We start from the raw sequence: 19,668 nt of genomic DNA, 5'->3' as shown, positions 1-19,668 counted from the left end.
ATCCCCGACCGAAGATCATTTGACGACAGACCCTAGGGGAGGCATCCAGCCTCCTTCCCGCGTATGAGCGACCGCAGGTACAGGCTGCCGTGCATCACCTGCTGTGGACTGGGCACTTTGTTACCGATCTCGATGGCGCGCTTCGCCCTTCGCACGTGCTGCGGGTCGCCGCATGACCTGGGCCGGAACCCGCATTGGTGTGGGGACACGGTTTCGATACGACGCGGAGACCGTCGAGGTGGTCGAGCTGGTTGCCACAGCAGACGGCAACGAGGTTGTCCTTCGGGACGGCCAGGCACGGGTACGTCGCGTCTCGCTGAAAGAGTTGCTGTTCTCTGGTCGCGCGGTCGTTGACTCCGACAACCCTGGTCCGGCAGGGAGTGACCCTGAGGAGATCGCTACGGTGGTACTCGGGCAGTTGAGCGAGCCGGAGAGACAGAGGGTCCGAGACCGGGCCGGACACATCCGCGAGGTGCTCACGGGCTACCGTTCGGGCACGTCTCACCTCGCGCTGCCTGGCGAACCGCGACCGGAGTACACGCCGGAGTTGTCAGCGGAGACCCGCTACGCAGCGAAGATCGAACTCGGCATCGGACTGCGCACGCTGAAACGGTGGATCGCCGAGTTCCGGTCCCATGGTGAAGCGGGGCTGGCTCCCAAGAAGGGACCAGGCCGGACGCAGAAAGTGGCAGTTGACGACCGGTGGTCGGAGACGGCCCTTGAGGTGATGGTTGAGCACACCGGGGAGTCGAAACCGTCGCGGACGATGGTGATCGAGCGGACGCGTGCCCGGGTCATCGCGCGCTACGGCCCGGACGTCGTGCCCCAGCCCAGCCGGGCGTCCGCGTTCCGACTGCTGGCCGAGTTGGAACGACGGCACCCGCTATTCCGGCTAGGCACTAAGAGGTCCTAACAAAGGCGTTGGACGTGGCGGTGTGTGATGAGACAGGTGGCGAGGCCGAGGAAGGCTTCGTGAATGTCGTCGCGTCGCTCCCAGCGGATGCGCAGGCGGCGGAAGCCGTGGAGCCAGGAGATGGTGCGTTCGACGACCCAGCGGGAGATGCCCAGGCCGGTGCCGTGTGGCCGGCCGCGCTCGGCGATCGCGGGCCGGATGCCTCGTTTCCACAGCAGTCGCCGGTACTTGTCGTGGTCGTATCCGCGGTCCGCGAGGAGCATGTCCGGCCGTCGCCGTGGCCTGCCGACGACGCCGGCGACCGGTGGGACCTGGTCGAGCAGGGGCAGGAGCTGGGTGACGTCGTTGCGGTTGCCTCCGGTCAGCGACACCGCGAGCGGGATGCCCTGGCCGTCGACAAGGACGTGGTGCTTGCTGCCCGGCCGTGCTCGGTCGACCGGGCTGGGACCGCTTTTGGGCCCCGGCGGGCTGCCCTGACGTGGGAGGAGTCGATCACCGCCCTCGACCAGTCCAGCTTCTTCGCCGACCGCAGCTTCCTCAGCAGCACCAGGTGCAGCTTCTCCCACACGCCGGCCTCGTTCCAGGCGGCCAGGCGCCTCCAGCAGGTCATCCCGGAGCCGAAGTCCAGCCCCTGCGGCAGGTACTCCCACTGAATCCCGGTGTGCAGCACGAACAGGATCCCGCACAACGCCTGCCGGTCCGGTACCCGAGGCCGGCCCGCCACCAGCTTCGGCCCCGGCTCGGGCAGCAACGGCTCGATGAGCGACCACAGTTCGTCCGACACGATCCACGGCCGCGACTGACGCTTCCCCACGACCCGACCAACGACCAGACAAGCCGATGGTCACTTGATCAACAACTTCTGTTAGGGCCTCTAAGCGCAACCGGGACATCGCCGACCGGCCGGATGGCGCGTACGGGAAGCTGCGGCCGACACGGCCCGGCGAGTACCTGCTGATGGACTCGACCCGGCTGGACGTGTTCGCGTTCGATCCCGTCACGCTGCGGTGGGCGCAGGCGGAGCTGAGCATCGGGATGGACTGGTATACGCGGTGCATCACCGGCATCAGGGTGACGCCGGTGTCAACGAAGGCTGTCGATGTCAGCGCGGTGCTCTACCAGGCGTTCCGTCCTCGGCCTGCGGGGAGGGACTGGCCTCGGCACGCGGTGTGGCCGGAGCACGGGATTCCGCGGTCGGTGCTGGTGGACGTCGATGCCGTGGACGGGCCGGGGCTCGCGGGGCCGGCGATGGTGCCGGAGACACTGGTCGTCGACCACGGCAAGGTCTACGTCTCGGAGTATCTCACGAGTGTGTGCCGGCGGATGGGGATGTCGATCCAGCCGGCACGGCTGAGGACGGGCCGGGACAAGGGGCCGGTGGAGCGGTTCTTCCGCACGCTGCGGGAAGATTTGCTGCAGGCCCTCCCCGGCTACAAGGGCCCGGACATTCACGGCCGGGGCGAGCGCCCAGAGACGGAGGCGTTCTTCTATCTGGACGAGCTGGAGGCGATCATCCGCGAGTGGGTGGCGGTGGTCTATCACCACCGGCCGCATTCGGGGCTCGTCGATCCGGGGGTGCCCCGCCCCGGCCTGTGCTCAAGCGCCGCAGTGGCCAGCGGCCCCCGCCCACGACGCTGCCACCACCCTCTGACCGACGCCCCAGTTCTCACCCTCCCGCCCGGCGGAGCCCTGGAGGAGACGCAGCGCCTGATCGACACGGCCCTCGTGGCTCCGGACCGGATGGCGCGTTGGCCTCTGTATGGAACCGGCGGCATGCCCCTGCGGACGGCGCTGCGAGACCTGAAAAGTCTGGGTGCACTCGTCCTCAACCACGCGACGAACACCAACCTACGCTTCCTGGCGCCGGACGAAGTCCTCGAACGTCTGGAGCAGTACCGGACCAACCCGCTGTCTCCACGTTCCCAACGACATCCGGACACCCGGCGCAGTAACGTGCACAGCTACTACGCGCCCGACGACGCCGCGGCCACCGCCGTGGCGACCGCAGCGGGGCTCCGCATCCTGTGCGCCGCGGACATCCCCGCCGCAGCCGACGCCGCGCGGTGGCTCACCGAGCGGGTGGCCTCCTCCGGCCGCCCCCTGTATCCCGCCGGCGTCGTCTCGGTCAGCGGCACGCTCTCGCCTGTCCTCGAAGCCACCCTGCGATGCAGCCGCGAGATACAGATCATGCCCGTCTACCGTCTGGGCCACCGCACCGCCGTGCACTCCACCAGGCCCCCCACCAACCACGACTCCAGGGCCAGCATGCTGCCAGCCGCCCTATGGCCGGAGTGGGCCCTACGTCTGTCCCCGCATCACCCCAACGGCAGGCCCATGGCGAAACGCACGGACGAGCTCCTGGCCGTCGCCTGCCTGCTCGCCGGCAACACCACCTCGATCCAGGCCGCGCCCCGGCTGACCGGCACTACCGTCACCGCCCATAACGTCTCCACACTCCTCGCCGGCCTCACTCGCCGCAGCGACTGCGCCGACCTTCTGCACGCCTTGATCCTCCTGGCCGACCATCTCGACCAGCACGGCGCTCCCATCGACTACGCGCGCCGCCGCGCCCTGTTCACCACACAGGCCCGCTTCATCGACCCCCGCTGCTGGAGCGATCTGCAACGCCGCCTGCGCTCGACGCACGCACCCAACATCGCGCACGCCCAGCGCTGGATTTTCCACACTCTGACGCGCTCCCCGCCGCACCTCGCCCACCCGGCCCTCGCGCCGGTTGCCGGAGCGCAGCGCCAGCAGTACCAGCGCTTCCGCTGGCGCATCCTGCCAGCCGAAGCCGAACTGCTCACCCACACCACGCACGCGCTCCTCGACGAGCACGGCATCGACGAGCCACTCCAGTGGACTCCGCAGCTCTCTGCCCGTGCCCTGCGTCACCTCGTCCTTCCCGGGCCGGCCCCGGACAGCATCACCGTCGCGCAGCTCCAGCAGGCCGTGCCGATGGGCGACTTCTCCATCGCCCAGCTCGCACACACTCAACACCACCACGGCCCACGTCATCTGCCTGTTGTCCCAGCACCCCGTCGACTGGAGCCCACCCCGGTTCCGCCGGACCCAGTACACCGCCAGCCGCATCGTGCAGTGGCGCACCTGGTACGAAGAAGATCACCTGTCGCTCCAGGACATCGCCGACCGCGAAGGAACAACCCTCGCCACCGTCCGCCTCGCATTCCTCAAGAACTCGGTCCCGTTGCGCCCCGCCGGGTCCTATCCGGGGCGCCCTCGGCGGAAGTGATCTGCCCCTGCCCGCCCGCTCACCGGTGAGCGGGCGGAACTGCTTGCAGGCCCCTGCGACACCTGGTGCAGGATTGAAGCTGCTTCTCCAGCCCGGGGCCTTGACAGACCGCCACGAGGGCAGGGCCCCGGCGGTGATCACCCAGGCCCTGCGCTTCGTAGGGTGACGCCATGTGACCGGATGCGGCCGAGGGGAGTGCAGGTCACCTCCACTTCGCCGTTGCCCCCAGCCCTTCTTCAGTGCCCGCATGTTCGCCCACCCCGTCCACGTCGGCCGGCTGAGCGCGCTCGCGTCGCCGGGGCATGCCGCCCCGCCTCTGCTCCCTCGACGACCGGGCCACCTGCCCGTGACGGTCACGGACCGTACGACTGGATGCCGCTTGCGTGACAACATCCATGATCAATTCAGCGTATACTCATATTGTTGATTATTAGTAGGGTGGCTTAGCTGAGTCCACCGCACTGGAGGTCCTCTTGTCCGAGCTGTCTCATGCCCCTTGGTTCGAGGTCCGTCGGGTGCTGCGTGAACGCGGCCTGTGGGTCGGATCGGGGATCATCCTGGGTCTGGTGTCGTTGGCGTTCGCTCTGCTGTACCTGGGAGCGAACATCGACCCGCCGGGGCACCTGCGGGACCTGCCTGTCGGCCTGGTGAACGCGGACAAGGGCGGGACCGTCGGCGGCAAGTCCGTCCGGATGGGCGACGAGGTGACCGACAAGATCGCCACGACCCCGACGGACGGCAAGATCTCCTGGCAGCGTGTCGACCGCGCCCGGGCCGATGAGCTGCTGGCGCAGGGCAAGCTGTACGGCGCGCTGGTGGTGCCGGAGAACTTCACGGCCTCGGTCGCCGGTCTGTCGGCTCCGGGCGGCCAGCGTCCGATTCGGCCGGTGCTGACGGTGCTGACGAATCAGTCGGCGGGCAGTCTCGGGTCCTCCATGGCCAGTCAGGCTTCGCAGAAGGCAGCGCACGCGGCCTCCTCCGCGCTGGGCCGGCATCTGACGCGTGCCGCCGCCGGGCAGCCTGCCGCCAGCGCGGCGGAGCGGCTGCTGCTGGCTGATCCGGTCAGCGTCCAGGTGGGGGACGGCCACCCTCTCGGCAGCAACAGCGGCATGGGGCTGACGGCCTTCTACTACGCCTTGGTCCTCGTCGTCTCGGGCATGCTCGGGGCCAATGTGCTGCACAGCCAGGTGGACGCCGCGCTCGGATACGGACACAGCGACCTGGGGCCGTGGCGCCGCCAGCGGCCTCTTGTAGCGGCCTCGCGGGCGCACACCTTCGCCGCGGCCGCCACGCTGATGCTCGGGCTCTCTCTGATGATGGGCAGTCTGATCATGGGCGCCGCCGTGGGCATCCTGGGGATGGACGCGGCGCACCTGCCTCAGCTGTGGCTGCTGTCGGTGTGCGCGGTAGCCGCGGTGGGTGTCGGTGCCCTGGCGCTGCTCGCCGCCTTCGGCACTCCGGGGATGCTGCTCGTGACGATGGTGTTCATCGCCATGGCGGTCCCGTCGGCCGGCGCCACCACGCCCGTCGAGGCGCTCCCCGGCTTCTACCGCGGGCTCGCGGAGTTCGAGCCGCTGCGGCAGATCACTGGTGGCGTCCGGTCGATCCTCTACTTCGACGCGCAAGGGGCGGCGGGCTTGTCCCGAGCCTGGGTCATGACGGGCGTGGCGCTCGCCGGCGGGCTCGGCTTCGGATTCGGAGCGACATGGTTCTACGACCGCCGTGGCCTGCATCGCAGGCCACGGGCGGTGCAGCCGGCCGCGGAGCCGGTCCCGTCCGCTTGATGGCGGGCCGGCCGCGGGTCAGGAGGTGCCGTACAGCGTGTCGATGAGGGCGGCGTAGCGGGTGGCGACCTGGTTGCGGCGGACCTTGAGCGACGGGGTGAGGGTGCCGTCCTCGACGGTGAAGTCGCGGTCGAGGACGGCGAGGGCCCGGGCGCGGGCGACCGGGGGGAAGCGGGCGTTCGCCTTGTCGAGTTCGGCCTGGACGAGGGCCTTCACCTCGGGGTGCCGTGCCAGTTCCGGCCAGGTGCCGGGGATGTTGTGCTCGGTGGCCCAGGCGGTGACCGTGTCGGGGTCGAGGGTGACCAGGACGGCCAGGTGGGGGCGGCGGTCGCCGATCACGACGGCCTGGGAGATGTGCGGGCTCAGCCGCAGGGCGTTCTCCAGGGCGGAGGGGGCGATGTTCTTGCCGGTCGCGGTGATGATGAGGTCCTTCTTGCGGCCGGTGACGGTCAGGTATCCGTCGGCGTCGAGTTCGCCCAGGTCGCCGGTGCGGAGCCAGCCGTCGGTCATCACCTCGGCGGTGGCCTCGGGGTTGTCGAGGTAGCCGGCGAAGACGGCCGCGCCGCGGGTGAGGATCTCGCCGTCGTCGGCGATCCGGATCTCGACGCCCGGCAGGGGCCGGCCGACGGTGCCGTAGCGGATGTCGCCGGGCAGGTTGGCGGTCATGAGTGCGGTGGACTCGGTCATGCCGTAGGTGTCGAGGATCGGTATGCCGCAGGAGGCGAAGAAGTCGAGGACCGCCGGGTCCATGGGTGCCGCCCCGGTGGCGGCCAGCCGGACCCTCCCGCCGATGGCGTCGGCGACCACCTGGGGCGGGAGGTCCTTCACGGCGGCATGCGCCTTCTCGAACAGGCGGGGCACCGAGGGCAGGATCGTCGGCCTCACCTCTGCGAGTTCGGCGATCACGTTGCGGATGTCGCCGCCGAAGTACGCCAGGGCGGCGCCGTGGGAGAGGGCGACGAACTGGATCGTGCGGGACATGATGTGTGACAGCGGCAGGTGGAGGTAGACCTCCTCGCCGTCGCCGAGTCCGTCGAGGAGCGCGGAGATGGCTGTGCCGGCGGCGCGCCAGTTGTCGTGCGTGATCATGCAGCCCTTGGGGCGTCCGGTCGTGCCGGAGGTGTAGATCACGGTGGACAGATCGCCGGTCCCGATCCCGTCGGCGATGCTGTCGAGACGCTGCCGGTCGGTGTCGGCGGGCACCGTGTTGCGCAGTTCGGCGAGGGTGCGGCACCCGGCCGGGGCCTCGTCCTCGAAGGCGATCACCGTCTTGACCCCGGGGCACGTCGCGGCGGTCTCGGCCCTGGCCGCGGTGTCGCACAGGACGGTGCGGGCTGCCGCGTGGTCGAGGAGCCAGGCGCACTCCTCGGGGGTGCTGGTGGGATAGACGGGGACGCTGACCGCGCCGGCGCGGGCGATGGCCAGGTCGCACAGGGTCCACTCGTGGCGGGTCTCGGCGAACAGGCCGACGCGGTCTCCCGGCTGGACGCCCAGGCGCAGCAGTCCAGTGGCGATCCGGTCGACCGCGTCGGCGAGCTGACGGTAGGTAACGGTGTGCCAGGCTCCGTGGCGTTTGTACCGGAGTGCTGTGCGCGGGCCGAAGGCGTGCGCGGCGAGGATGGACAGCTGGCCGATGGTTGGTGCGTCGATCTTTGACACGGCGTGCGGCTCCTTGAGCAGACCGGCCGGAATGCCGCCGCGCCCCCGCGATGCGGTGGCTTTCCGGATTGACGCGCTGTGGCACGCGATGACCCCGCGCACAGCCTGGGGCAGGTGCCCGTCCGGTGGAGGCCGGGCACCTCAATGCGGTTCAGACGTCGAGTTCGACGTCGGTGATCGGGTAGGCGACGCAGGAGTGGGTGTAGCCGAATTTCTCGTCGGAAAGCCGTAGTCGGGCTTCTTCAGCGGTGTGGACGGTGCCCTTGAGGACGCGGACGCGGCACAGGCTGCACTCGCCGGAGCGGCACGCGGCCTCGGGGCGGATGCCTTCGTCCTCCAGGGCGTCGAGGAGCGGACGGTCCCGGCGGGACCGGAACGTGCGGCCCCGGGCGGTGACGGTGACTTCGACGGCCGGGTCCGTGCCGGCGGGCCAGTGCGACTGGGCGGTCGGGTCGGCGGGGGCGCCGTTGGCCTCGAAGCGGATCCGGCGGGGCGGGTGGCCGAGCTCGGCGAGCTGTGTGAGCGCGTACGGGTAGAGGGCCTGGGGCCCGCACACGTACACCATCCGCCCGTCGAGCGGCCCGGCCAAGGTCTTGATCAGACCGGCGGTGAGGAAGCCGGTCGGCCCCGCCCACTCCGGCCCCGCGTCGGCGACGACGTGGTCGACCCAGAGGTTCGGGTGGTCGGCAGCGAGGGCATCGAGCTCCTCGCGGAAAAGGATGTCGTCGGCGGAGCGTGAACCGTAGAGGAGGTGGAAGCGGCGGTCGAGTCCGCGGTCGACGATCTCGCGGATCATGCTCATGGCGGGGGCTACGCCGGATCCGCCGGCGAGGAAGACGACGTCGTCGCCGTGGAAGAGCGGGTTGTGGTGGAAGTTGCCCATCGGGCCGGTGGTGGTGAGTGTGTCGCCGGCGGTAATAGTGTCGATGAGGCGGTTGCTGATGCGTCCGCCGGGGACACGCCGGACAGTGAGGTCCCAGTGGCCGGGGCGGGCGGGGCTGGAGGAGATGGCGTACGGCCGGTTCGTGCCGTCCGCGTACACGCCGACGTACTGGCCGGCGAGGAACGGCGGCAACTCGCCGCCGTCGGGCCGGACGAGCCGGAAGGTCCTGGTGGTCGGGGTCTCGGTGACGACGTCAGCGACGGGGAGGGTCAGCCGCTTCGGATGGTGGGCGTCGATCAGCCGGCGGGTGTCCGCGGTGTGGTCCGCGGTGTCCGCGGGCCGCCGGTCGATCTCCGCCTGGACGTCGTCGTGCCCGTCGAAGAGCGGCGCGAGGGGATGCTTCACAGGTGTCTCCCGGAGGGTCAGGCGGTCTGGGCACGCAGGAGGCGGCGGGCGACGCGGTGGCCCGCTTCGAGCGTGGGCTGGAAGCCGCCCATGCCGGCCCAGGAGCCGGCCAGGTGCAGGCCCTCGACTCCGGGGTCGCGCACGCTGTCGCGGAAGAGCCAGTTCTCGGTGCGGTCCTGGTCGTAGCCGTAGATCGCGCCGCCGGGGTGGCCGAGGTAGCGGGCCATCGTCCGCGGGGTGGCGACGTCGACCTCCTCGATGACGTCGCGGATGCCGGGGGCGATGGCCTCGACCCGGTCGAGCAAGGTCTCGGCGTAGGCGAACTTGGCCTGCGCGTACCCGGCCGGCGGGATCTTCTCCCACACGTCCCCGTATTGCAGGGTCATCAGGCTGACGTGGGTGGCACCGGAGGGGGCGAAGCCGATCGGCGCGACGTCGTACGACGAGACGCAGATGCCGCGGGCCGGCTCCAGGGTGCGCCAGGAGGCGTAGGTACGGTCGTCGTCCACGTCGGCGTTGACGAACGTCGTGCTCGTGGTGAAGCCGAGCTCGGCCGGAGTGGCGTCAAGGCCCATGTGCAGCACGAAGCCGGAGACGCCGATGCGGCGGGTGGCGAGGTCGGCGCGGATCCGGGACGGCACGACGGAGGGGTCGTCGAGCATCCCGTACGTCAGCGGCAGTGACGCGTTCGAGATCACGTCCCGGGCCGACACCTCCTGACCGTCGTCCAGCCGGACTCCGGCGACGCGTCCTCGCTCCGTCAGGACGGTTTCGACGGCGGTGTTGAAGCGCACATCGCCGCCTGCCGTGAGGAAGGAGTCCAGGAGCGCGGTCGACATCGCCTGCGAACCGCCCTTGATGTGCCAGGGCTTGAACTCCAGGTAGGCGAACAGCATCAGGGCCATGTCCTGGAACGGGAGCCGGGACGGCGGCTGCCCGAGGTAGGTCCAGTAGGTGGCCAGTACCGACTTCAGGGCCGGGTCGTCGAAGTGCTCGTCCAGTACGTCGCGGAACGGGCGCAGGCCGTGGCGGAAGAGGACCGGGTCGACCTCATCGGCCGGCATTCCGCGCATGGCGGCCATCTGCCAGAACGTGACGTCCCTGGCGAGCTGGAAGAACCGCTCGATCCGGTCCCGGTTACCCGGGAACGCGCCCTCCAGGGCGTCGACGGCCCCGGCCCAGTCGGCCGGCACGGTGACGTCATGGCTGCCCGGCACCACCGCCCGGTACAGGTCCTCCTCCTGGACGAACTCCAGCCTGTCGGCCACGCCGAGCTTGTCGAACAGGCCCCGCAGGGTGAAGTCCTGACCCTCGAATCCGACCCCGGACAGCTGGTGCAGTGCGACCTCGAACTCGAAGCGCCCGCGGCGGAAGGAGGTGGCACAGCCGCCGGGAACGTTGTGGCGCTCCACGAGCAGGGTGCGCAGGCCGGCGCGCTGGAGGGTGGCAGCGGCGGTGAGGCCGGCGTTGCCCGCGCCGATGACGATCGCGTCGACGTCGGTCACTTGCCGACCGCCTCTTCGGTGCCGGCCGCCTCCTGGGCGATCCGGTCGAACTGCGCTCCCATCGCCTCGGCCAGTGCCTTCGCGGCGGAGAGCGGGCGGACCATCACCATGAAGTCGTCGATCTTCCCCTCGTCGTCGAAGTGGAGGAAGTCGCAGCCCTGGATCTGCCGGCCATTGACGGTGGCGGTGAAGACGAAGGCGTGGTCGCGGCCGTCGGGGTTCGCGATCTCGCGGACGTAGGTGAAGTCCTCGAAGACCCGCATCACTCCGCGCAGGATCGCGGCGGTGATGGCCTTGCCCGGGTACGGCTTGAAGGCGACCGGGCTGGTGAAGACGACGTTCTCGGCGAGGAGCGCCTCGATGGCGGCCTCGTCTCGGTTCTCCACTGCCGTACGGAACGGATGCACAGGACCACCTCTAGTCAACTAATTGAATAGGCGCATCGGAGGGTAGGCTCGGAGGGGGCCGTTGTCCATACCCCGCGAGTGGTCGAGTGCCGTCCGGGCGCGGGATCGGTGCATGGGTGATTAGTCAACAAAGTGCTACCGTCAGGGTCATGGCGTTGCGTAACGCGGTGATGGCCGCCCTGCTCGAAGGTGAAGCGTCCGGGTACGACCTGGCCAAGGCGTTCGACGCCTCCGTCGCGAACTTCTGGACGGCCGCCCCTCAGCAGCTGTACCGCGAGCTTGAGCGCATGCATGAGGAGGGGCTCATCGCCGCCCGGGTCGTCGAGCAGGAACGCCGGCCCAACAAGCGCCTGTTCTCCCTCACCGAAGCCGGGATGGAGGCCGTGAGGGCCTACGTCGCCGAGCCGTTCGGCAAGCCCACGGCGATTCGCGACGAACTCCTGGTCAAAGTCCAGTGCGCCGATGTCGGCGACATCGACGCCGTGAAGGCGGCGATCACCGAGCGCATGGAGTGGGCCGAGGCCAAGCTCGCCCGCTACGAACGGCTCCGGGAGCGCCTGCTGGCGGGCCGCACCGAGAACGAGTACTTCGCAGAGGCCGAACGGATCGGACCGTACCTGACGCTGCTGCGCGGCATGGCCTTCGAGAAGGAGAACCTCCAGTGGGGCGAGCGCGCGCTTCACATACTCGAACGACGCGCGACAGCGCCCCATGTCCGTTAACACGCCACACCGCAGACGCCCCTGACGCACGCCCTTCCCCCGGTACGACGCTCGGCGCATCCTCGGCGACAGTCAGCCGGAAGATGCCGGCGAGGGCGCGGGGTGAACAGGTCGGTCCTGCTGGGTCGATGACCTCGCCTAACGCCTCACCCACCACTCCTGGAACCGCTGCGTGCCATCCGGATTCCCCGATGATGCTTCGGCGCTTGGCCCCGGAGGCGACGATGCCGTCGGCCGCACTCGGATACCTCAACCCAGCGAGAAGTCGTCGGCGGTTAGCGGCAGTCGTGTTGGGCCTTGCGGTCCTGGGCCTCGCCGTAGCCGCGGTAGTCCACGGTGGCGTCGAGTAGCGGTCACCGTCGCAGTGGTCGAGCGGCGGCTGGCAACTGGTCCGGTCGCTGGACCAGCCGTGCAGTGCGATGATCCGGTGCGTGCCCGACCCGTGGTTCGGGTGCGGGAGACCAGCAGGGAGGGGGAGGACTCCCACCGGTCCGTTGCGGGCCGGTTCAGTGAAGGTGTGTCAGCACGGCCTTGATGGTCTTGCCGGCTCGGGAGTCGGAGACGGCGGCGTTGATGTCTGCCAGGGGGTAGGTGCGCACCAGCCGTTCGAGGGGGAACCGGCCGCGGCGGTACAGATCGAGGATGCGCGGGACAAGGGCGCCTGGGGCCTGATGGCCCATCACCGAACCGATCACTGTCCGTCCCTTGAGGAGTTCGAAGGCGTTCGCCCGCACATCGGCGTCGAGCCCCGCAACGCCCAGGATCGCGGCGGTGCCCAGGGCTGCGAGTGCTTCCACCGCGTTCGCCATGACCTCTGGACGCCCGGTGCACTCGACCGAGTAGTCCACCCCCTCGCCCGAAGTGAGCGACAGGATCTCATGGACCGAGTCCGCTGACGACACGTCCACGCTGTCGGTAGCGCCCAACTCCGCTGCGAGGGCGAGCCGTTCGGTGTGCACGTCCAGGGCGATGATCTGTGCCGCCCCGGCCGCCTCGGCTGCCATGATTGCGCTGAGGCCGACCGTTCCAGCGCCGAAGACGGCAACCGTGCTGCCGGGGTGGACCCGCAGCGCGTTCCACACGGCGCCCGCGCCGGTGACGACGCCACATCCCAGGGGGGCGAGGACCGCGTCGTCGAGGTCCGGGTCGACCCGGATCAGGCCGCGTGGGTGGGACAGGCCCCAGTTGGCGAACGACGACTGGCCGAAGAAGTGATCGTGCACGGGCCGGCCGTCCGCGTCCACAATGCCGACAGTTCCGTCGGACCGACGCGCCTCGAAGTTCAGGGCGGTGTGCTGCGGGCAGTAGGCCGGCTGTCCGGCCAGGCAGTTTCGGCACGAGCCACAGGAGTCCAGGCTGGCGATCACCTTGTCACCGGGGGCGAAGCCGACGACGGAAGGTCCCACGGCCTCCACCACACCGACGCCCTCATGGCCCGGCACCACGGGACGCGGGGTGGGCAGGCGCCCGGCCAGGACCTCCAGGTCGGTGTGGCACAGGCCGCTGGCCGTGAAACGGACCAGCACCTCGTCGGCGCGCGGCTCTTCCAGCACCAGGTGCTCCACGGAGAAGTCGCTCCGGTCGGCACGGGCCACCGCGGCGGTGATGTTCCTGCTCATCGGGACAGCCTCTCGACAGGGGCGAACGCGGCCGGGCGGCCCCCGGTGTGGTGGCTCAGCCATGCCGTGCGGGACTGCCTGCGGCGCAGGTCGAGCGCGGCAGCGAATCCTGGGACGACACGTCGGGCGGTCGACGTCACCAGGTTGGGAACGAACCGGGTCAGGGGCTGCCACCGCAGCAGCCCGGCCTGCGGTACGCCGGTCACGGCGAGGGTGGCCGCGGGCACGAAGAAACCGGCGTATCCGAGGACCTTGCGGTACTCGCGCTCCTTCGCCGCGCGCTGCTCGCCTTGGTCCTCCGGGGCCGGCTGGAAGGCGTCGATGAACGACTGGCTCAGCCGGCGGCTGTCGGCCCCGTCGTGGGGGTCCGAGGACAACGTGAGGACGTAGGAGGCGCGCCACCAGTCCTCGGTGGTCTCGGGGTAGAACGCCGGCTCGACGCCCATCAGGTAGCCGACATAGCGCCAGAAGTGCATGTGCGCGAGGGTTTCCTCCTCGGTGATCCGGTAGCCGAGCCGCTTCATGTGCTGGCTGAGGAGGAAGGACAGCATGATGGTGGTGAACTGGTCGTACTGATTGAGCGGGACACCGAATCGCTTCTCATCCCACTCCTGGTGGGGCGCGATCGTGTGCCGGATCATGGAGTGCATGATCCGCACCATCACGGCGGTCTTGCGGCCCGCCCCGCCCTGGCGCAGCGCGTCGGGCTCGGAGACGTCCGTCCAGAACCGGCAGGTCTCCAGGAACCGGCCGAAGGCCGAGCCGCCGGTGTAGGCGCCGGTCAGAACGAGCGGCTTCTGGATCTCTTCGCGCCGGTATCCCCCGATGGTCACGACACCGAAGTAGAGGAAGGCGTCAGTGCCGTACTGGCGGAACACCTGGGCGCCGCGTTCGACGAGGTTCCAGTCGAGCCAGTCCGGCTCGGTGTCCAGGTGGTGGAAGAGCGCCCTGAGTTCTGCCGGGGCGTCCTCGACACTGCCGACGCCGTGGGCGAGTGCCTGGTCGACCATCTTACGGACCTTGCCGGCGTAACCGTCGGCGAAGGCGGCCTCGATGAAGGTGTCGGAGAGCACGTCACCGCGGCACCGATCGCCTCCCATCGCCCGCACGGTGTCCGCGGGCAACTTGATGCTGCCCGTGACGAACCGCCCGAGTTTCTCGGCGGCGGCACGCCCGGCCGGGCCGGGCTCATTCCTGAAGTAGGCGAAACACGAGGGGATGTCGTCCAGCGCCCGGGGAGCAGGGGTGGCAGTCATGGGGTCCTCCAGAGGGTCGTCGGCGCGTCCAGTCCGCAGCGGGCGGAAACGAGCCGTGAGCGCGCCGCTCAGCGAGGGCGTCGCATCTGTCGAAGCGCACCGGATCACCAGGCGCCCGGGACGGTCCGGGAGGGGGCGCCCGCGACAGGGTGCGACTCGCGAATACCCCCGAGGTTAAAAGTTAAATTGTCAGCTGTCAATATATATGGGAGCCTATACCTAGGCCCCAGCGGATCGGCCCCCGCCGGACATGCCCGGCGGGGCCGCAGCACGCCGGCCCGGCGCACTTCCGCTGCCGACCATGAGTCACGGAACCCGGGCGGCCAGGAAGGTGCGGAAACACGGCCGGTCATGCGATGCGGCGCGTGAATCGATCGAACAGAAATGAGCGGACGACATGCAGTTCGGGATCTTCTCCGTCAGTGACATCACCCGGGACCCGGTCACCGGGCACACCCCCAGCGAGGCCGAGCGAATCGACGCCGTCGTCGAGATGGCACACCACGCCGACCAGGCGGGCCTCGATGTCTTCGCGATCGGCGAGCACCACAACCCGCCGTTCTTCGACTCCTCCCCGACGACGCTGCTCGCCGCCGTCGCCGCGCTGACCCGGAACATCATCCTGTCGACGTCGACGACGCTGATCACCACCAACGACCCGGTGAAGATCGCCGAGGACTACGCGATGCTCCAGCACCTGGCGAAGGGGCGCCTGGACCTGATGCTGGGCCGCGGCAACACAGTCCCGGTGTATCCATGGTTCGGCAAGGACATCCGCAAGGGCGTGCACCTGGCACTGGAGAACTACAACCTGCTGCACCGGCTGTGGCGCGAGGACGTCGTGGACTGGGAGGGCGAGTTCCGCACACCGCTGCAGGGCTTCACCTCCACGCCGCGCCCGCTGGACGACGTACCGCCGTTCGTCTGGCACGGCTCCATCCGCACCCCGGAGATCGCCGAGCAGGCCGCGTACTACGGCAACGGATTCTTCGCGAACAACATCCTCGCGCCCAACGGCCACTTCAAACCGCTGGTCGACTTCTACCGGCAGCGGTTCGAGCACTACGGACACGGACGCGCCCAGGACGCCATCGTCGGCCTCGGCGGTCACGCACACATCGCGAAGCGGTCCCAGGACGCGTACGCCAACTACCGCCCCTACTTCGAGAACAGCCCGCACGGCATCAAAATCCCGCTGGAGGAGTGGACGCGGGCGACACCGACGAGCGTGGGCAGCCCCCAGGAAGTCATCGACAAGACCCTCACCTTTCACGACACGTTCGGCGACTACCAACGCCAGCTGTGGGTCGTCGACGGCAGCGGGCTGCCGCAGAGCGAGGTGCTCAAGCAGATCGACCTGCTCGCCGAGGAGGTCGTACCCGTCCTGCGCAAGGAGATGGCCTCCCGCCGCGCACCGGGCGTCCCCGCCGCGCCGACCCATGCCTCCCTGGTGCAGGCCAAGTACGGCGACGGGCCCGTCCGGCAGCCGCGCCCCAATCCCAACCGCGGCGACAACACCACCGGCACCTCCCCCTATCAGGACACCGACCCCGGCCAGGTCGCCGTCCACCCCACCGCATGAGCGACGACGCCGCCCGCATCGCCGTCGAGGCGTGAGAGAGTCTCTTCCGCGCGCAGGACGTCCTTGCCCGCGCGTTCACCAAGGACGACCTGCGGGACGCGCGCCGGCGCCACGCGACTACGACGTCCTCCACACCTTGTCCAAGGCCCCGGCCGGGCCGCGCATGCCCCGGTTCAAGGATCCGGTCATGCTGCCCCAGCCAGGCATCTCCCGCCTCGTGACCTGGCCGGCTGAGCGGCGCCCCGGCCCGAGGACTCCCGCGCGCAGCGCATCGCCCTCACCGCGGCCGGCTGCGCACTCCGGCAACGCGTCGGCGGGCGGCACAGCGCTCAGATCGTCCGGACCATGACCGAGGCGTTGAACACGGAGCAGCCGACGCGGCTGCGCGAGCTGTGCACCGCACTGATCGGACCGGCCGACGCCGCACCGCCGACCGGATCGCCCTCACAAGAGAAAGACCCACACCGCTCATGACCACCACCCACACCACGACACCCCATTCCATCGTCGTCATCAGCGGAGGCGTCAGCCAGCCGTCCTCGTCCAGGCTCCTGGCCGACCGGCTCGCCCAGAAGACCCTCGACCTGCTGCGCGCCCACGACGTCGACGCACAGGTCACCACCATCGAGCTGCGCACCCTGGTCGACGAGATCGGTAAAGCCACGATCACCGGCTTCGTCGGCGACGAACTGCGCCCGGCGGTCGACAGCCTGGCCGCCGCCGACGCCGTCATCACCGCGACTCCGGTGTACAAGGCGGGCGTCTCCGGCCTCTTCAAAGCCTTCGTCGACCTGCTCGACAACGACGTGCTGATCGCCAAGCCGGTCGCCGTGACCGCCACGGCCGGCAGCGCCCGCCACGCCCTCGTGCCCGACGAGCAGATGCGTCCGCTGTTCGCGTACATGCGCGCGTTGGTCATCCCGACCGCCCTGTTCGCGGCACCCGAGGACTGGGGCGACACCGCGCTCGGAGCCCGCATCGAGCGGGCCGCCACCGAGCTCGCCGCCCTGATGGAGAGCGGGGTCGCGCGTGCCATCACCGACGGCACGTGGAAGCGATACCAGCACACGTTCGGCAGCAGTGCCCAGCCGGCCGGCGCGGCGACCGAGGTATCCGGGGTCGACTTCGACTCCGACCTCATGCGCCTGGCCACCGGTGGATCTGCCCGGCCGTGACGATGCCCCCCTGAGGCCCCGCTCTGCTTGTCCCAGCCCGACGCCGGCCCCTCCTCAACAGGCTGCCCCACCACCGGAATCGCCCAACGATCCTCGGTGACAGTCAGCCGGAAGATGCCGACAAGAGTGTGGTACGGAAAGGCTGTCCGGCTGAGCCGATGACCTCGCCGCTCACCTCAACGCCACCCCGGGAACCCCCGCGTTTCGTCGCCGCAGTGCGAAGTGGCCCCGCACCGATCCGATGCCCCAGGGCGCGGCCTGCCTTCGCCCTGCGGCTGTGGCCGGACAGGAAGACCGACGTCAGTGGTCTCCTGCAGCCCCTCGACGCCGACCGAGCCGGCGGGGACATCTGGCGTCGCCACGGCGGCACTCGCGCCGCCGCCCTCAACGTAGCCTGTGGTGTTCTCCGGCTCGGCCCGGCCCGTTCCTCATCGCTCACGCATTCGCCCGCCCCACGGCGGCGAGGCCGCAGGCGGGTACGGCGACGTCGTCACCACCCCGTCCGTCGATACCCGACCATCCAGTCGGTCTCCCGGGCCTTTACCCACACCACCGGTACCGGCGGTCAGTCGTCGCTGGTACCGGCCCGCGCGCTGACTCCGCCCGACGTTCGGGCGCGGATACCTTCCACGATGACGTCGGCGACGAACTTCGCGTGCTGTTCGATCTCTTCGGCGGCGAAGGGATCCGTGGTGTCACCCTCGTCCAGACTGCGGGCCAGGGCAGGACTGGAGTAGAGAGCGGCTCCACCCCGCGTGATCAGGAAATGGAGGCTGCGCAAGGGAAGCGACTCCCCGTCGGGCGCCGTCCGCAGATGGCGCCGCAGCGGAGAGGTCGCCGGGGCGATAAACCGGTCGACGAGGTGGTCGAGGCGTTCGCTCGGTGTAGCGCCCTCGGTGTCGACGAGGCGCAGAAGGTCCGGGTTGCGGGCCGAGTGCCGGATGAAAGCGGTGATGGCGGCATGCAATTGCGCGTACCAGTCACCGGTGCCGGTCATCACGCGCTGGAGTTCATCGGTGAGGGAGCCGAAGCCGTGATCGACGGCGGCGTACCAGAGGTCCTGCTTCGAGCCGAAGCGCTGGTTGAGCAGGTTGTGGCTCACGCCCAGTTCCCGGGCGAGTGTCCGGATGGAGACCCCCTGGTAGCCGTGAATGGCGAAGGCGTGCAGTGCGGCCTCCAGCAGATGCGCGCGGTCAAAGCCCCCTTCGTCGCTGCGGGGCCGGCCGCGGCGGCGCGGGGGGCAGGGAGCCTTACGCTCCTCGTGATGGGGGTCGGTCGGGACAGGACTCGCGGTGGACATGACTCCAGCATATGAGTACACCATTGACCACATAAAGTTATTGGACATGTGGCTATTTTCAGAAGAATCCCTCGCCGCGCTGCAGGCCACCCTCGACACGGCGACCGCATCGACGAAGCCGGCAGGCAAGCGCCACCCAGCCCCAATGGCCCGCCGCCTGCTCCTGCTACGCCGGGGCGCGCTCGACGACCGCCGCACCTACGCCGCTGAACTGGATTACCTGCGCGACGCCGCCGCCACCGTCACTCAGGTCGAATACGCCTTGAACAATGCGGAGATGGCCGCCGAGGCGCTGCGCGCCTTCGACAGGGAGACCGATGGTATTTATGGCAGCGGCTTCATCTGGACGGAGCATCCGATCTGGAACGACAACCCCGACCTCGACCGGGCATACGTTTAACACGAGTACGAACGAGGGACCCGCACCGAGTGCACCGTACTCTCAAAAGCCTGACGCGCAGACCCGGGCCCAACCTTTCAGAACAGATCTCGCTCGCCAGAAAGGGCTGGGATTGGACCGCACCGCGAAACAGCAGCCGCCCACTGACATGGACGACGGCAGCCACGGTGTGGACGATCGCGTATTTCCCCAGGGGTAAGTTCACGTAATTCCCCACCCTCATGACTGAGACGGCCCTCGGGGAGGACTCCGACGGGTGGCAGAATCGGCGCGTGATCACTCGGCTCGGTCGAGTGGCACCCGCAGAGGGCCTGACGGACGGGATGAGAGTTGAGTCGTGCGTTGATCCGCGTCGCGCGAGGAGCCACCGGGTTCTGGGGGCACGACGATGCCGCGTTGCCTCAGGTGGACGTAGTGGCCTTCAAAACCGCCTGCCATGCCGTGGCCCGATCGATTCGGGGCACGGTCGCCGAAGTGGCGCCGGCCGGAGTCACGCCGAACTTCCATGCGGCTCTGATTACCGCCCCGGGCATTCGGTCGAGCGTCTTGTGCCACGAGGTACTCCCGGTTGTTGCCTTTGCGGCGAGTCCACCGCGGGCAGGTGTGCCCCTGACGAACTTCGCCTCCCCACCGGCCTGGGCGGACGCATTTGAGCGGGGCGGCTTCCGGCTGCTGGACGTCGACGAACTGAGCACGCCGTTGGCGACGGTTGACACCAGCGAGCTCGCCGAAGCAGAGCTGGAACAGGTGCGTTACTGGCGTCCCAGCACAGTCGGCGAGCTGATGTTCAACTGGTGGGACTGAT

The 19,668-nt window shown here is 69.4% G+C and carries 16 protein-coding genes and 1 pseudogene; 9 read left to right on the top strand and 8 right to left on the bottom strand.

Going from position 1 to position 19,668, the window contains the following annotated elements:
- The first annotated feature begins 238 nt into the window (after nucleotides 1-238).
- Nucleotides 239-913, top strand: a complete 675-nt coding sequence (locus HB370_RS38215; RefSeq protein ID WP_157855707.1) for a helix-turn-helix domain-containing protein — start codon at nucleotides 239-241, stop codon at nucleotides 911-913.
- Here HB370_RS38215 and HB370_RS38210 read toward each other — a convergent pair.
- A protein-coding gene (locus HB370_RS38210; protein ID WP_244405817.1) for an IS5 family transposase occupies nucleotides 910-1,727 on the bottom strand; the annotation gives its coding sequence in 2 pieces (ribosomal slippage) (nucleotides 910-1,376 and nucleotides 1,376-1,727; 819 coding nt in all). The two genes, HB370_RS38215 and HB370_RS38210, sit on opposite strands and share 4 nt — an antisense overlap.
- 62 nt (nucleotides 1,728-1,789) lie before the next feature.
- Between HB370_RS38210 and HB370_RS38205 the strand changes: the two are divergent.
- Nucleotides 1,790-2,506, top strand: a pseudogene (locus HB370_RS38205) (transposase); the annotation flags it as partial.
- Between the two features lie 2,175 nt (nucleotides 2,507-4,681).
- A complete protein-coding gene (locus HB370_RS38200) occupies nucleotides 4,682-5,950 on the top strand; it encodes a DUF3533 domain-containing protein (RefSeq protein ID WP_030793006.1) in 1,269 nt (422 codons plus the stop codon).
- Nucleotides 5,951-5,968: 18 nt separating this feature from the next.
- On the opposite strand, the gene HB370_RS38195 is transcribed toward HB370_RS38200, so the two are convergent.
- The 4 genes from HB370_RS38195 to HB370_RS38180 all read right to left on the bottom strand — a co-directional run bounded on the left by HB370_RS38195 (nucleotide 5,969) and on the right by HB370_RS38180 (nucleotide 10,809).
- Nucleotides 5,969-7,609: an AMP-dependent synthetase/ligase gene (locus tag HB370_RS38195; protein ID WP_030793003.1), complete on the bottom strand. Its 1,641-nt coding sequence runs from the start codon at nucleotides 7,607-7,609 to the stop codon at nucleotides 5,969-5,971.
- A gap of 151 nt (nucleotides 7,610-7,760) precedes the next feature.
- Nucleotides 7,761-8,897, bottom strand: a complete 1,137-nt coding sequence (locus HB370_RS38190; protein ID WP_030793001.1) for a 2Fe-2S iron-sulfur cluster-binding protein — start codon at nucleotides 8,895-8,897, stop codon at nucleotides 7,761-7,763.
- A 17-nt stretch (nucleotides 8,898-8,914) separates the two neighbouring features.
- Complete coding sequence (locus HB370_RS38185) at nucleotides 8,915-10,402, bottom strand: NAD(P)/FAD-dependent oxidoreductase (RefSeq protein WP_030792998.1); 1,488 nt, start codon at nucleotides 10,400-10,402, stop codon at nucleotides 8,915-8,917.
- The gene (locus tag HB370_RS38180) at nucleotides 10,399-10,809 is read right to left on the bottom strand and encodes a nuclear transport factor 2 family protein (protein WP_030792995.1); all 411 of its coding nucleotides are present in this window, start codon (nucleotides 10,807-10,809) and stop codon (nucleotides 10,399-10,401) included. Before HB370_RS38180 ends, HB370_RS38185 begins: the two co-directional genes overlap by 4 nt.
- A 149-nt stretch (nucleotides 10,810-10,958) precedes the next feature.
- On the opposite strand from HB370_RS38180, the gene HB370_RS38175 reads away from it, so the two are divergent.
- Nucleotides 10,959-11,531: a PadR family transcriptional regulator gene (locus tag HB370_RS38175; RefSeq protein ID WP_030792992.1), complete on the top strand. Its 573-nt coding sequence runs from the start codon at nucleotides 10,959-10,961 to the stop codon at nucleotides 11,529-11,531.
- A gap of 506 nt (nucleotides 11,532-12,037) precedes the next feature.
- Here HB370_RS38175 and HB370_RS38170 read toward each other — a convergent pair.
- Together HB370_RS38170 and HB370_RS38165 are read right to left on the bottom strand one after the other, a co-directional pair.
- Nucleotides 12,038-13,150, bottom strand: a complete 1,113-nt coding sequence (locus HB370_RS38170) for an NAD(P)-dependent alcohol dehydrogenase (RefSeq protein ID WP_030792990.1) — start codon at nucleotides 13,148-13,150, stop codon at nucleotides 12,038-12,040.
- Nucleotides 13,147-14,406 (bottom strand): oxygenase MpaB family protein, encoded by a 1,260-nt coding sequence (locus HB370_RS38165; protein WP_051816155.1) that lies wholly within the window; start codon nucleotides 14,404-14,406, stop codon nucleotides 13,147-13,149. Before HB370_RS38165 ends, HB370_RS38170 begins: the two co-directional genes overlap by 4 nt.
- A 397-nt stretch (nucleotides 14,407-14,803) precedes the next feature.
- Between HB370_RS38165 and HB370_RS38160 the strand changes: the two genes are divergently transcribed.
- From HB370_RS38160 to HB370_RS38155, 3 genes are all read left to right on the top strand, one after another.
- On the top strand, nucleotides 14,804-15,988 hold the full coding sequence (locus HB370_RS38160) for a CE1758 family FMN-dependent luciferase-like monooxygenase (RefSeq protein WP_030792985.1): 1,185 nt from the start codon (nucleotides 14,804-14,806) through the stop codon (nucleotides 15,986-15,988).
- Between the two features lie 345 nt (nucleotides 15,989-16,333).
- Nucleotides 16,334-16,462 carry a hypothetical protein gene (locus tag HB370_RS42555; protein ID WP_280117780.1) on the top strand — a complete coding sequence of 43 codons (129 nt, stop codon included), beginning with the start codon at nucleotides 16,334-16,336 and terminating at the stop codon, nucleotides 16,460-16,462.
- Nucleotides 16,459-17,163, top strand: coding sequence for a CE1759 family FMN reductase (locus tag HB370_RS38155; protein ID WP_030792982.1), 705 nt, complete (start codon nucleotides 16,459-16,461; stop codon nucleotides 17,161-17,163). The genes HB370_RS42555 and HB370_RS38155 overlap by 4 nt, the downstream gene beginning before the upstream one ends.
- A gap of 565 nt (nucleotides 17,164-17,728) precedes the next feature.
- On the opposite strand, the gene HB370_RS38150 is transcribed toward HB370_RS38155, so the two are convergent.
- The gene (locus tag HB370_RS38150; RefSeq protein ID WP_051816154.1) at nucleotides 17,729-18,463 is read right to left on the bottom strand and encodes a TetR/AcrR family transcriptional regulator; all 735 of its coding nucleotides are present in this window, start codon (nucleotides 18,461-18,463) and stop codon (nucleotides 17,729-17,731) included.
- Here HB370_RS38150 and HB370_RS38145 point away from each other — a divergent pair.
- Entirely contained in the window at nucleotides 18,456-18,863 is a 408-nt protein-coding gene (locus HB370_RS38145) for a hypothetical protein (protein ID WP_157855654.1), read from the top strand. The two genes, HB370_RS38150 and HB370_RS38145, sit on opposite strands and share 8 nt — an antisense overlap.
- A gap of 342 nt (nucleotides 18,864-19,205) precedes the next feature.
- Nucleotides 19,206-19,667: a hypothetical protein gene (locus HB370_RS38140; protein WP_051816153.1), complete on the top strand. Its 462-nt coding sequence runs from the start codon at nucleotides 19,206-19,208 to the stop codon at nucleotides 19,665-19,667.
- The last annotated feature ends 1 nt before the right edge of the window (nucleotide 19,668 follow it).

Source organism: Streptomyces sp. DSM 40868 (genome assembly GCF_011820545.1).
Lineage (GTDB): Bacteria > Actinomycetota > Actinomycetes > Streptomycetales > Streptomycetaceae > Streptomyces > Streptomyces eurythermus.
This window is presented reverse-complemented; position numbering and strand designations above follow the sequence as displayed.